Genomic DNA, 11,642 nt, shown 5'->3' with positions numbered 1-11,642 from the left:
CCGAACAGATCATCCAAAAGGTGTCCAGAGGCCGCAACACCCTCCACCAGATCAAATCGTCGACGGACCACTAGGCATCAACCAGCCCGGAAACTGTGCAGCTGTTGCAGCCGACACCGGCGTGTCGCTGCAACAGCTGCACAGTTTCCTGGGGCCGGGGATGGGGGTGGGCCCGCGGCTGGGCCGGATCCCGGAGCCGGAGACGCGCGGGCCCGGGGGCGCGGGCTCCCGGAGGGAGGGTCAGCGGGCTGCGGTGCCCTCGACGTAGTCGTCGTCGTGGCTCTTCACCCAGGCCATCAGGCCGCGGAGCTGGTGGCCGGTCTCCTCGATCGGGTGGGTCTCGGCATCGGACCGGAGCTTGGTGAACTCCGGCGCGCCGGCGTCCTGGTCGTCGATGAACCGCTTGGCGAACGCGCCGTTCTGGATGTCGGCGAGCACGCCCTGCATGTTCTCCTTGACGTGGGCGTCGATCACCCGCGGACCGGAGACGTAGTCCCCGTACTCGGCAGTGTCGGAGACGCTCCAGCGCTGCTTGGCGATGCCGCCCTCGTACATCAGGTCGACGATCAGCTTCAGTTCGTGCAGGCACTCGAAGTAGGCGACCTCCGGCTGGTAACCGGCGTTCACCAGCGTCTCGAAGCCGGCCTCGATCAGCGAGCTGGCGCCGCCGCAGAGCACGGCCTGCTCACCGAACAGGTCGGTCTCGGTCTCCTCGGTGAAGGTGGTCTTGATGCCGCCGGCCCGCAGGCCGCCGATCGCCTTCGCGTAGGAGAGGGCGAGGTCCCAGGCCTTGCCGGAGGCGTCCTGCTCGACGGCGACCAGGACCGGCACACCGCGGCCCTCGGCGTACTCCCGGCGGACCAGGTGGCCCGGACCCTTGGGCGCGACGAGCGCGACGTCGACGCCCTCCGGCGGGGTGATGTAGCCGTAGCGGATGTTGAACCCGTGGGCGAAGAACAGCGCGTCGCCGGGCACCAGGTTCGGCTCGATCGCCTCCTTGTACAGGCCGCGCTGGGACGGGTCCGGGGTGAGGACCATGATCAGGTCCGCCTCCTCGCAGGCCTCGTACGGCGTCAGCACCCGAAGCCCCTGGGCCTCGGCCTTGGCACGGCTCTTGCTGCCCTCGGCCAGACCGACCCGGACGTCGACGCCGGAGTCGCGCAGCGACAGGGCGTGTGCGTGGCCCTGGCTGCCGAAACCGAGGACGGCGACGCTGCGGCCCTGGATCACGGAGAGGTCGGCGTCTGAGTCGTAGAACATCGTTGCGGGCACGGGCTGGTCTCCTCGGGAGGTTCGGGTCGTGGTTCGTGGGTGGACGGATGGCCGCCCGCCATTATGGCGGGCGGTGTGGCTAGACGGCGCGGATGGTCTTCTGCCGGTCGCTCCGGGTGGTCCGGTCGCTGATCGAGCGGCTCCCCCGGCCGAGGGCGACCAGGCCGGACTGGACGAGCTCGCGGATGCCGTACGGCTCGAGCAGCTTCAGCAGCGCCTCCAGCTTGGCCGGGCTGCCGACGGCCTCGACGGTGATCACGTCGGCGGTCAGGTCGACCGCCTTGGCCTGGAACAGACCGATGATCTCGATCAGCTGACCGCGGGTCTCCGCGGTCGCCCGGACCTTCACCAACGCCATCTCGCGGCGCACGGCGGTGTCCTCGAGCTCGACGATCTTGATCACCTCGATCAGCTTGTTCAGCTGCTTGGTGATCTGCTCCAGGACGACGTCGTCGACGCCCACCGAGAGCGTGATCCGCGACATCTCCGGATGCTCGGTCGGGCCGACCGCGAGCGACTCGATGTTGTAGCCGCGGCGCGAAATGAGACCGGAGATCCGGGCCAGCACGCCGGGCTTGTTCTCGACCAGCACGCTCAGCGTGCGTGGAGTGATGGACTCGGTCATCTCACAGCACCTCGTCGTCCCAGTTCGGGGCCATGTCGCGGGCGACCTTGATCTCGTCGTTGCTGGTGCCGGCGGCAACCATCGGCCAGACCATGGCGTCCTTGTGCACGACGAACTCCACCACCACCGGCACGTCGTTGATCGACAACGCCTTCTCGATCACCGAGTCGACGTCGTCCGCTTCCTCCGCCCGCAGCCCGACGCAGCCCATCGCCTCGGCCAGCTTCGGGAAGTCCGGCACCCGGTTGGTCTTCAGGTCGGTGTTGGAATAGCGGCCCTCGTAGAACAGCGTCTGCCATTGCCGGACCATCCCCAGGCTCTGGTTGTTGATCACCGCGATCTTGACCGGGATCCCTTCCAGGGCACACGTGACGAGTTCCTGATTGGTCATCTGGAAGCATCCGTCGCCGTCGATCCCCCAGACGATCTTGTCCGGTCGGCCGACCTTCGCGCCCATCGCGGCGGGCACGCAGTAGCCCATCGTGCCGAGGCCGCCGGAGTTCATCCAGCGACCGGGCAGCTCGAACGGCAGGAAGTGCGCGGCCCACATCTGGTGCTGGCCGACGCCCGCCGCATAGTACGCATCCGGTCCGGTCAGCTCGCCGATCCGCTTGATCACATGCTGCGGCGACAGACTGCCGTCCTCAGGCAGGTCGTAGCCCGTCGGATAGCGCCGCTTCAGATCCTTCAGGTACGTCGCCCAGTCCGCCACGTCGGGCAGCGGCGCGTTCCTGAGCAAGCTCAGCAGCTCGGTCAGCACCTCCTTGACGTCGCCCACGATCGGGACGTCGGCCTGCCGGTTCTTGCTGATCTCGGCGGGATCGATGTCGGCGTGGATCACCTTCGCATGTGGCGCGAACGTGGACAGCTTGCCGGTCACCCGGTCGTCGAAGCGAACGCCCAACGAGATCAGCAGATCCGAGCGCTGTAAGGCGCCGACCGCCGCAACGGTTCCGTGCATGCCGGGCATCCCCATGTTCTGCGCATGCGAATCCGGGAACACGCCGCGGGCCATCAGCGTGGTGACCACCGGGATGCCGGTCAGCTCGGCCAGTTCCTTGAGCTCCTCCCAAGCACGGCCCTTGACCACGCCGCCACCGACGTACAGAACGGGGCGGTGGGACTCTCCGATCAGCCGGGCCGCCTCGCGGACCTGCTTGCCGTGCGGCTTGAGCACCGGCCGGTAGCCGGGCAGGTTCAGCTCGCGCGGCCAGGCGAAGCGGGCGCTGCCCTGCAGCGCGTCCTTGGTGACGTCCACCAGCACCGGCCCGGGGCGGCCGGTTCCGGCGATGTGGAACGCGCTGGCGATCGCCTCCGGGATGTCTTCGGCCTTGGTCACCAGGAAGTTGTGCTTCGTGATCGGCATGGTGATCCCGCGGATGTCGGCTTCCTGGAAGGCGTCCGTCCCGATCGCGGGGCTCGCGACCTGGCCGGTGATCGCCACGATCGGGACCGAGTCCATGTAGGCGTCGGCGATCGGGGTGACGAGGTTGGTCGCCCCCGGACCGGAGGTCGCGACGCAGACGCCGACCTTCCCGGTCGCCATCGCATAGCCCTCGGCCGCGTGCCCGGCGCCCTGCTCGTGCCGGACCAGGATGTGGCGTACGGCCTGGGAGTCGAACAGCGGGTCGTAGAGCGGAAGGACCGCCCCGCCCGGGATGCCGAAGACGGTGTCGGCCCCCACTCGTTCCAGCGACTTCACCAGCGACTGCGCGCCGGTGAGCGGCTCGGCGGTCACGTCGTCGTCGACCATCAGCCTCTCCTTGCCCACCATGGTTTTCCCTTCGTCTCGCGATCGTACGCCCGCGCCTCGTGACAGCTTCCGGACCGAGCCCGGCCGAGAAGCTGTGTCCGCCAACAAAAAACCCCCGCCGCCGGATGGCAGACGAGGGAGCGCGTCGGTTGTCGAGTCTGGACTCAGCCGACGCGCGTGCTGACTACGAGGAGCGAGCTGTAACGCACGTCGGTCACTCTAGCTCGCCGCCCGCCGGGTTTCCGGTAGCGACGGGCGGTCGTCTTGCCATCCGGAAGGACGCTAGGCAGGCCGAATATCGGGTCCCCTGGGGAACTGCGGCCGCTCTTGATCCCTGATTCTGTCCCGCCAGAGCCGGGCTCGGGGCCGTATCGGGGCACGTTCGGCGGACTGGCGGGACAGAATCAGGGCGACTCCCCGCACGTACGCTCGCTGGATGACGGACCGGAGGCCGTGCTGGGCTGCCGTGCTGCTGTGCGTGGCCCTGCTGGCGGGTGCGTGCACCGCGCGCGACGGCGAGCCGAGTCCATCGCCTCGGACGACCGTCGGTCCCGTGCCCGCGACGTCCACCGCCACCGCGAGGACCACGCCGACTCCGACCCGAACCCCGGAGCCGCCATCCTCTCCGCGAGCAAAGGTGGAGGCCGCCAACGTGCTCCGCGACATCGGTCACCTGGCCGGCGAGATCGGACCGCGCGAGGCGACCTCCGCGAACTTCCGGGAGGCGGCCGACTTCGTCGAGCGGCGCTTCGAGCGGCTGGGTTACGACGTGCACCGGATGACGGTCCGGGTGCCGGCGGGGAACTCGTGGGGGACGCCGGTGCGGGCCGGCAGGTCCGCCAACGTGATCGCCGACCCGAAGGGCTTCGACCCGAGCAAGCCGCATCTCGTGGTCGGGGCCCATCTCGACACGGTGCCGGTGGCGCCCGGAGCGGAGGACAACGCGTCCGGGGTGGCGGTGATGCTGGAGCTGGCCCGGCTCGCCGCGGCGACACGGCCCGGCCAGCAGACAACAGGCCAGCAGACAACAGGCCAGCAGACAACAGGCCAGAACAGAACGGACCCGAAGAGAGCAGGCCTGCCGGTCCGGTTCGTCGCGTTCGGCGCGGAGGAACCGCGCGGCTCCGGCGACGCGCTGCACCACTTCGGCTCGACCCAGCTGGTCGAGGATCTGACCGCCGCGGAGCGGCGAGCGATCCGCGGCATGGTGGCGCTGGACCGGGTGGGCGTCCGGGCCTCCTCCGTCCCGGTGTGCACCCCGCCCGGCGGTAAGGGTCGGGGCCTCCAGCGAGCCGTCCGGGCCGCGGGCCGCCGGGTGGACGTGCCGACCCGGGCCTGCGCGAACAACACCGCCAGCGATCATTGGTCCTACGCCAAGGCGGGGGTCTCGGCGATCCGGCTGGGCAGCGTTCCGTATGCCGGCTATCACTCACGCGGGGACGTGCCGAAGGTCGTGGACCGGCGTCAGCTCGACCGGGTGACCACGGTGATGTGGGAGTGGCTGCAGGGCTGAGCCGGGCGGTCAGCGGGGCCGGCCGTAGGCTGAGCCGGCCGTGGTGTGCGGCAGCGTCGAGGACGAGGCGGAGGCCGATGAGCAAGCTCACCATGCACGAGCGGTTGCCGTTCGACGAGGCCGCTGCTCCGTCGCTGGTGTCGACCGGCGAGCTGCCCCAGCCCGAGCAGGTGCAGGCGCTGGTCACCGAGGCGTACGAGCGCTACCGCGGCACCGCCGACGGCACGGTGGCCGACTACATCCCGGCGCTGGCCGAAGCGTCGCCGGACCTGTTCGGCATCTGCGTGGTCGGCGCGCGCGGCCGCTATGCCGAGATCGGCGACGTCGACGTCCCGTTCTCGATCCAGAGCGTGTCCAAGCCGTTCGTCTTCGCGCTGGTCTGCGAGGCGATCGGCTACGAGGAGGCGCGGCTCCGGTTGGGGGTGAACAGCACCGGGTTCCCCTTCAACTCGCTGATGGCGGTCGAGCTGAACGAGGACCGGACGATGAACCCGCTGGTGAACGCCGGCGCGATCGCGAGCAGCAGCCTGGTCCCCGGCGACACCGCCGAGGACAAGTGGGAGAACATCCGTCGGGGGCTGTCCCGCTTCGCCGGACGCGAGCTGTCGGTGAACGCCGATGTGTATGCGTCCGAGTCGGCCACGAACCTTCGCAACCACGGCATCGCGCGACTGTTGGCCAGCTACGACCGGATCTATTTCGACCCGGAGCAGATCACCGACGTCTACACCCGGCAGTGCTCGCTGGACGTGACCGTGCACGACCTCGCGGTGATGGGCGCGACGCTGGCCGACGGCGGGATGAACCCGATCACCGGCGAGCAGGTGCTCGGACACGGGGTGTGCCGCCGGGTGCTGGCGGTGATGGCCACCGCCGGCCTGTACGAGCTGTCCGGGGACTGGCTCTACGAGGTCGGCATGCCGGGCAAGAGCGGGGTCAGCGGTGGCATCGTGACGGTGTCGCCGGGCAAGGGCGGGCTGGCCACGTTCTCCCCGCCGCTGGACGTCGCCGGCAACAGCGTCCGCGGCCAGCTGGTGACGAAGTTCCTAGCCGAGCGGCTCGGCCTGAACCTGTTCGCCTCGGTGCCCGTTGCCGACCCGGCCGCCTCGCGAGCCTGATCCGGCCCGTCAGCCGGGGTCGGCCCACGGCCCGCGGCTGCTGTTCCAGACGTCGTCGAGGATGCCCCGGGCCCGGCCGCCGCCCACCGGGCGGGGAACGAAGTCGCCGCCGATGACGTACGGGACGAGCTCGACCGCCTTCACCCGGCCGTCCCAGAGCACCGCCTCGGCGATGACGCCCTCGTTGGTCTTGGTCTGGAAGTCCATGTCGAAGACGAAGTTGCCGAGCGAGTAGACCACCGGCGTGGCACCGAACTGCTGCATCCCCTGCACCCAGTGCGGGTGCCCGCCGATGATCAGGTCGGCCCCGGCATCGGCGAACGCCTTCGCGACGCGGCGCTGGCTGGGCTCGGGACGGTGGGTGTATTGGGTGCCCCAATGGCTCAGCACGACGACCGTGTCCACTCGCTTGTCCAGGGCGGCGATGTCGGCGGTGATCCGCTTCAGCGCCGCCCGGTTCAGCGGCCCGGTTCGCGGCGGCATGTTCAGCCGGTTGGTCCCGGCTCGGGTCGCGGTGGCGGCCGGTGTCTCGCCGATCGACTCGGTCGCCAGGAAGCCGATCCTGATCCCGTCCCGCTCGACGATCACCGGCTGGCGCGCCTGGCTCAGGGTGCGGCCCGCACCCACGGTCGGCAGGCCCGCGTCGGCGTAGCGCTGCAGAGTGCGGCGCAGCGCCCGGTCGCCGTAGTCGCCGAGGTGGTTGTTGGCCAGCTGGATCACGTCGAAACCGCTGCGCTTCAGCCCGGTCAGGATCCGCGGGCTGGCGGCGAACGAGTCGCCGCCCTGGGTCGGTGACCCGTCCCGGGACAGCGTCGACTCGACGTTGCCGACCGTGACGTCGGCGGCGGCGAGCCGCCCGGCGAACGGTCGGAGCGGCTCGTTCGGATCGGAGTGGCGCTCAGCGACCCGCCGGCCCAGCATGATGTCGCCGACCGCGGTCAGCGTGGTGACCGCCGGTACCGGCCGGGCGGAACGCACGGCCAGCGGATAGCCGCTGGGGTCGCGCAGCGGGTGTTTGCCGCCGACGGTGAGCACCCGGACCGTCGCGTCGACGGCGTCGGCGGGCACGATGCCGAGCACCCCGTCGCTCGCGCGGACGGCGGCCAGCACCTCCCCCGCCGTTCGTCCGTCGGTGGTCAGCACGCGCATCCGACCTCCGGTCTGGCCCAGCTCCGACCAGCGCTCTCCCCCACCGGCGACCACCCGACGCGCGGCGGCGAGCGGTGCGTCGGCCACCGGACGGGTGGCGTGCACGATGAGGGCCAGCGGCATCCGGTAGGTGACCGCGCCGGGCGCGGGGGTCGCGCCCGGCGTCGGGGTCGGGCCGACGGACGCCGCAGGAGTCGGGGCCGCAGGGGTCGGGCGTGCGGGAACGGGCTCGGCGCCGCAGGCCGCCGCGCCGAGCGCGAGCGCCAGCAGCGACGCGGCGACCCGGCGGTTCATCCAGCCAGGGTAGGTGGCGACGGCTCGATCGGGCGGCCGCCGCCGACGTACGCTGCCAGCACCATGAACCAACCCCGGGAAGCGGCGACGTCGTTCGGATCGGAAGCGGGCGCGTACGAGGCGGGCCGGCCGGATTATCCCGAGGATGCGGTTCGCTGGTTGCTGGGCCCGGTGCCCGAGGGCCGCCGGCTCCGGGTCGCCGATGTCGGGGCGGGCACCGGCAAGCTCACTCGGGTGGCGGTCGCGCTCGGGGCCGAGGTGGTGGCGATCGACCCGGACCCGGAGATGCTGACCGCGCTCAACCGGAGCGTGCCCGGCGTGCCGACGTTCGTCGGCATGGCCGAGCGGTTGCCGCTGCCGGACGGGTCGGTGGATGCCGCGATCCTCGGCCAGGCCTGGCACTGGGTCGATCCGTCGGCCGGCAGCGCGGAGGTCGGGCGGGTGCTGAGGCCGGGCGGCTCCCTCGGCCTTATCTGGAACATCCGCGACGAGAGGGTCGGCTGGGTCCGCCGGCTCGGCGAGGTGATGGGCGGCAGCCGGGCCGAGTCGATGATCTCCGGCGGCGACCCGCCGATCGCCGAGCCGTTCGGTCGGCTGGACAAGCGCAGCTGGCCGTGGCGCCGGTCGATGACCCGGGCCACCCTGACCAGCATGGTGCGATCGCGGAGCTACATCATTACCGCGGAACCGGAGGTCCGGGCCCGGATCGAGGCCGAGCTGAGCACCCTGTTCGACGAGATCGGCGCGGTGGGCGACGACACGGTCGAGCTGCCGTACGTCACGTATGCGTTCCGCAGCATCCGGCCCTGACCCCCGCGCCGGGCCTCAGGGCACCAGCGCCTCCGCGCTGGCCAGGAAGCGTCCGGCCAGGCCGTCGGCACCGAACGATTTCAGGTACAGGCCGGTCGAGACGCGTTCGACGAAACCCCACTCCCAGATCCGGACGGCGTCCACGCCGGTGCGGTCGGCCAGCCGCGAGCAGTACGTCCGCAGCGTCGGCTCGGCGTCGGCACCGCTCAGCTGGGATGTCCAGTCGCGCAGCACGACCCCGAGGTCGTACGCCCGGTCGGTGACGAACCCGTCCGGATCGACGAAGCAGTAGCCGGTCTCGGCGCCCGGCCGCGGCCGGAGCACGCGGAGCAGGTTCCCCGGATGCGGGTCACCGTGCACCACCACCGGCTCGCCCGGATCGGCGCGGCGCCGCTCGGCGAAGGCCAGGGCCTGCCGATAGACCGCCGGTGAGCACGGCCGGCCCAGCCGGTCCCACCAGGTCGTGATCAGCCCCGCCAGGTCGCCGGCCTTGTCCGGCCGGGTATCGGCGGGTTCGGGTGCCCGCCAGGCCGCGAGCAGGGTGTCGGCGAGCAGGTCCAGCCAGTTCGCGGGAGCCGGCGCGGTGTGATCCAGCGGCGGCCCGAGCGCCTCCATCAGCAGGGCCCGGCGGTCCGGGTCGTAGCCGAGCAGCCGGACGTAGCCGCGGCCGTCGGCCCGGCGCAGGATCGCTGCCTGGGCGTCCAGCCCGTCCGGCTCGATCACCACCTTCACCACCGCGGGTACGCCGTCGGCCCGGGTGGCCGCGACGACGTACGCGGCGCTGCCGCCCGGGAGCGGACGGCCGAGCCGGATCTGCCACTCACGCTCCAGCTCTCGCAGCGTCGCCGGCAGCCGGCTCAGCCAGTCCTGCCCGGCGGGACCGAGCGAGCCGACCTTGGCCCGGGTCAGCGGCTGCAGCCGGATGGTCGCGTCCGGATCGGCCTCCCCCGGCCCGGCGCCGGTCATCCGCCACCGGCGAGGGCCGCATATCGGCCGGGGGTCTCGCCCAGCATCTTCCGGAAGTCGTTGGTGAGGTGGGCCTGGTCATACCAACCCAGGCGGGCGGCGAGATCGGCGAGATCGACCTCCGGATCGGTCTCCAGCGCGTACGCCGCCTCCTGCAGCCGGTAGCGAGCGAGCACCCACTTCGGGCCGATCCCGATCCGACGCCGGAACTGGCGCTGCAGCGTGCGCACCGACCGGCCGGTCAGCTCGGCCAGCTGCTCGACCCGGACCAGGGTGTCGTCCGCCGCCATCCGCCGGACCAGCGCCGCCAGCTCCTCGTCGGCGGGATGAGCGACCGGGGGCCGGTGCGCGCGCAGGATCTGCCGGAGGGCATCGACCCGGTCCTCGAGCGAGCCGGCGGCGCCGATCGTGGCGTGCGCTGAGGCCAGCTCCGGACCGAGCACCTGTCCCGCCGGCAGCGCCCGGTCGGTGTACGTCGATGCGTCGAGCCCGGTCCAGGCCGCGAAGCCACCCGGAGTGAACCGGGCTCCGACGACCTCGCCGCGGCCCGTCAGCCGGATCTCGAACACCTTGCTCACCACGCCGTGCACGATGGTGGCCGGTAGCGCGATCCCGTGCCTGACCTCGTCGACCTCGCCCCACTCGGCCGTCAGGTGCATGGCCGGATAGGAGATCACCCGGGAGTCGACCGGCGGCTGCCCGCGCAGGTCCCACTCGACGGTCCAGAAGTGCTGGATCCAGCGCTCCAGGTCGTCGCCTGGCGGGTAGCGGCGGTTGTCGAAGGTGGCCCCGGTCGCGGCCCGCCGGACCAGCCCGCGCTCGGCGGCGATCTGTGCCACCCCTCCTGCTTCGCCCACAGCATGGACCCTAGCCAGCGCCGCCGACAGCCGGCGGCTGTTTGCGCAAGCGGCGGATCGGCTGGCCCAGCAGCCGGGCATGGACGTCGCCGGGGAACCGGACCGAGAACCGGGTCTCGCCGATCATCGCCCGCAGCTCGTCCACCATGTCGTCCACCTCGCGCCGCCGCCGCGCCGGCACCTGTTCGAAGTAGTGCAGATAGATCTCGCCCTCCCGGTTCTGGGCCCAGGCGCCGACGATCCGGCCGTCGACCCAGATCGTCGGGCCGCCGTTGCCGACCGAGTCGAAGGCCTCCGCCGACGACTCCGGGAGATACCACGACCGCTGTTTCCAGCCCATCGTGCTCGGGTCGAGGCCGGGCAGCACGGCGACCCACGGCTCAGCGGGGTCGAGCCCGCCGTCGAAACCCGGGTCGAGACCCGGGTCGAGGGCCGGGTCGTCGGCGGCCAGCCAACCCGAGCCTCCGGCCACGGCCACCTCCACCGCGGCGCAGGCGGCGAGCGCCTTCCTGGTCAGACCGAGCGTCCAGCCGGCCCACCACTGCAGGTCGGTGGTGGTGACCGGGCCGAACCGCCGCAGGTACGCGCCGGCGAGCCGGGCGGCCGCCTCCTGCTCGGTCAGCGCCGGGTCGTCGACACCGCCGGGCAGCCACTGCTCGGCGTCGGCGTAGGCGTAGGCGCCGGTGATCCAGCTGGTCGGCCGGGCGCGCAGGATCCGGCCCTCGAAGCCGAGCAGTGTGATCACCCGGCTGTGTGCGCCCTGCACGGCCGCGTACGACTTGCCCTCCGCGAGCCGCAACGGTTGCCGGACGGCATCCACCCGCCGGCCGATCTCGCGCGCGGTGCTCGGCCCGTTCCGCCGAAGGTCGTCGATGATCAGCTCCCGCGCGGTGTCCAGCCAGACCTCGGGCTCGGCGACCCCGCTGTCCGCGAGCATCCCGATCGTCCGGCGGCGTTCGGGGCCGACCAGCTTGCGGGTGGCCGCCGCATGCATCACGCGCGTGGTCTGCGGCGTGGCCACCCACAGCGTCCGGCGCATCGCGTGGTGCCGGATGAGCTCGCGCCGGCGATAGATCACGTCCTCCACCGCCGCGACCGACGGATGCCGCATCCGCAGCATGACCGACAGCATCGCCGTGACCGGATCGGTCGAATGCAGCGCGACGAGGTCCTCGGCGATCCGGACGACGTCGTCGGTCCGCAGCTCGGGCAGCAGCCGGTGGCGCCGGGCGAGTCGCGCCCGACGCAGCTCGTCGGTGATCGTGCCGGTCACGACGCCGAGTGT

The 11,642-nt window shown here is 71.7% G+C and carries 10 protein-coding genes; 3 read left to right on the top strand and 7 right to left on the bottom strand.

The genetic code is table 11. The features are described from left to right. Positions 1-240 precede the first annotated feature (240 nt). From ilvC to ABD747_RS14120, 3 genes are all read right to left on the bottom strand, one after another. Positions 241-1,260, bottom strand: a complete 1,020-nt coding sequence (ilvC, locus tag ABD747_RS14130; RefSeq protein WP_344805577.1) for a ketol-acid reductoisomerase — start codon at positions 1,258-1,260, stop codon at positions 241-243. A 91-nt stretch (positions 1,261-1,351) separates the two neighbouring features. Continuing rightward, entirely contained in the window at positions 1,352-1,897 is a 546-nt protein-coding gene (gene ilvN, locus ABD747_RS14125) for an acetolactate synthase small subunit (RefSeq protein WP_425562532.1), read from the bottom strand. A 1-nt stretch (position 1,898) separates the two neighbouring features. Beyond that, positions 1,899-3,650: an acetolactate synthase large subunit gene (locus tag ABD747_RS14120; RefSeq protein WP_344805572.1), complete on the bottom strand. Its 1,752-nt coding sequence runs from the start codon at positions 3,648-3,650 to the stop codon at positions 1,899-1,901. Positions 3,651-4,086: 436 nt separating this feature from the next. On the opposite strand from ABD747_RS14120, the gene ABD747_RS14115 reads away from it, so the two are divergent. Both ABD747_RS14115 and glsA read left to right on the top strand, forming a co-directional pair. Next, positions 4,087-5,163 (top strand): M28 family metallopeptidase, encoded by a 1,077-nt coding sequence (locus tag ABD747_RS14115; protein WP_344805570.1) that lies wholly within the window; start codon positions 4,087-4,089, stop codon positions 5,161-5,163. A gap of 77 nt (positions 5,164-5,240) precedes the next feature. Beyond that, positions 5,241-6,281 carry a glutaminase A gene (glsA, locus tag ABD747_RS14110; RefSeq protein ID WP_344805568.1) on the top strand — a complete coding sequence of 347 codons (1,041 nt, stop codon included), beginning with the start codon at positions 5,241-5,243 and terminating at the stop codon, positions 6,279-6,281. A 9-nt stretch (positions 6,282-6,290) separates the two neighbouring features. On the opposite strand, the gene ABD747_RS14105 is transcribed toward glsA, so the two are convergent. Next, positions 6,291-7,724 (bottom strand): CapA family protein, encoded by a 1,434-nt coding sequence (locus ABD747_RS14105; RefSeq protein WP_344805566.1) that lies wholly within the window; start codon positions 7,722-7,724, stop codon positions 6,291-6,293. Between the two features lie 63 nt (positions 7,725-7,787). Between ABD747_RS14105 and ABD747_RS14100 the strand changes: the two genes are divergently transcribed. Next, positions 7,788-8,534 (top strand): class I SAM-dependent methyltransferase, encoded by a 747-nt coding sequence (locus ABD747_RS14100; RefSeq protein ID WP_344805563.1) that lies wholly within the window; start codon positions 7,788-7,790, stop codon positions 8,532-8,534. 15 nt (positions 8,535-8,549) lie between these two features. Here the strand turns inward: ABD747_RS14100 and ABD747_RS14095 are convergent, their stop codons facing one another. Genes ABD747_RS14095 through ABD747_RS14085 form a run of 3 tightly spaced genes read right to left on the bottom strand, consistent with a single transcriptional unit; the run spans position 8,550 to position 11,630 of the window. Next, on the bottom strand, positions 8,550-9,500 hold the full coding sequence (locus ABD747_RS14095) for an aminoglycoside phosphotransferase family protein (protein WP_344805561.1): 951 nt from the start codon (positions 9,498-9,500) through the stop codon (positions 8,550-8,552). After that, positions 9,497-10,357, bottom strand: coding sequence for a helix-turn-helix domain-containing protein (locus tag ABD747_RS14090; protein ID WP_344805559.1), 861 nt, complete (start codon positions 10,355-10,357; stop codon positions 9,497-9,499). The genes ABD747_RS14095 and ABD747_RS14090 overlap by 4 nt, the downstream gene beginning before the upstream one ends. A 10-nt stretch (positions 10,358-10,367) precedes the next feature. Further along, positions 10,368-11,630 (bottom strand): winged helix DNA-binding domain-containing protein, encoded by a 1,263-nt coding sequence (locus tag ABD747_RS14085; protein ID WP_344805556.1) that lies wholly within the window; start codon positions 11,628-11,630, stop codon positions 10,368-10,370. Positions 11,631-11,642 lie beyond the last annotated feature (12 nt).

The organism is Microlunatus ginsengisoli (assembly GCF_039537205.1).
Taxonomy (GTDB): domain Bacteria; phylum Actinomycetota; class Actinomycetes; order Propionibacteriales; family Propionibacteriaceae; genus Microlunatus; species Microlunatus ginsengisoli.
The sequence above is the reverse complement of the archived record's forward strand: the minus strand, read 5'-3'. Positions and strand labels throughout refer to the sequence as shown.

Bases quoted from the DNA above. Each gene is read 5' to 3' on its own strand.
- ilvC (WP_344805577.1), bottom strand. From the start codon at position 1,260: ATGTTCTACGACTCAGACGCCGACCTCTCCGTGATCCAGGGCCGCAGC.
- ilvN (WP_425562532.1), bottom strand. From the start codon at position 1,897: ATGACCGAGTCCATCACTCCACGCACGCTGAGCGTGCTGGTCGAGAAC.
- ABD747_RS14120 (WP_344805572.1), bottom strand. From the start codon at position 3,650: ATGGTCGACGACGACGTGACCGCCGAGCCGCTCACCGGCGCGCAGTCG.
- ABD747_RS14115 (WP_344805570.1), top strand. From the start codon at position 4,087: ATGACGGACCGGAGGCCGTGCTGGGCTGCCGTGCTGCTGTGCGTGGCC.
- glsA (WP_344805568.1), top strand. From the start codon at position 5,241: ATGAGCAAGCTCACCATGCACGAGCGGTTGCCGTTCGACGAGGCCGCT.
- ABD747_RS14105 (WP_344805566.1), bottom strand. From the start codon at position 7,724: ATGAACCGCCGGGTCGCCGCGTCGCTGCTGGCGCTCGCGCTCGGCGCG.
- ABD747_RS14100 (WP_344805563.1), top strand. From the start codon at position 7,788: ATGAACCAACCCCGGGAAGCGGCGACGTCGTTCGGATCGGAAGCGGGC.
- ABD747_RS14095 (WP_344805561.1), bottom strand. From the start codon at position 9,500: ATGACCGGCGCCGGGCCGGGGGAGGCCGATCCGGACGCGACCATCCGG.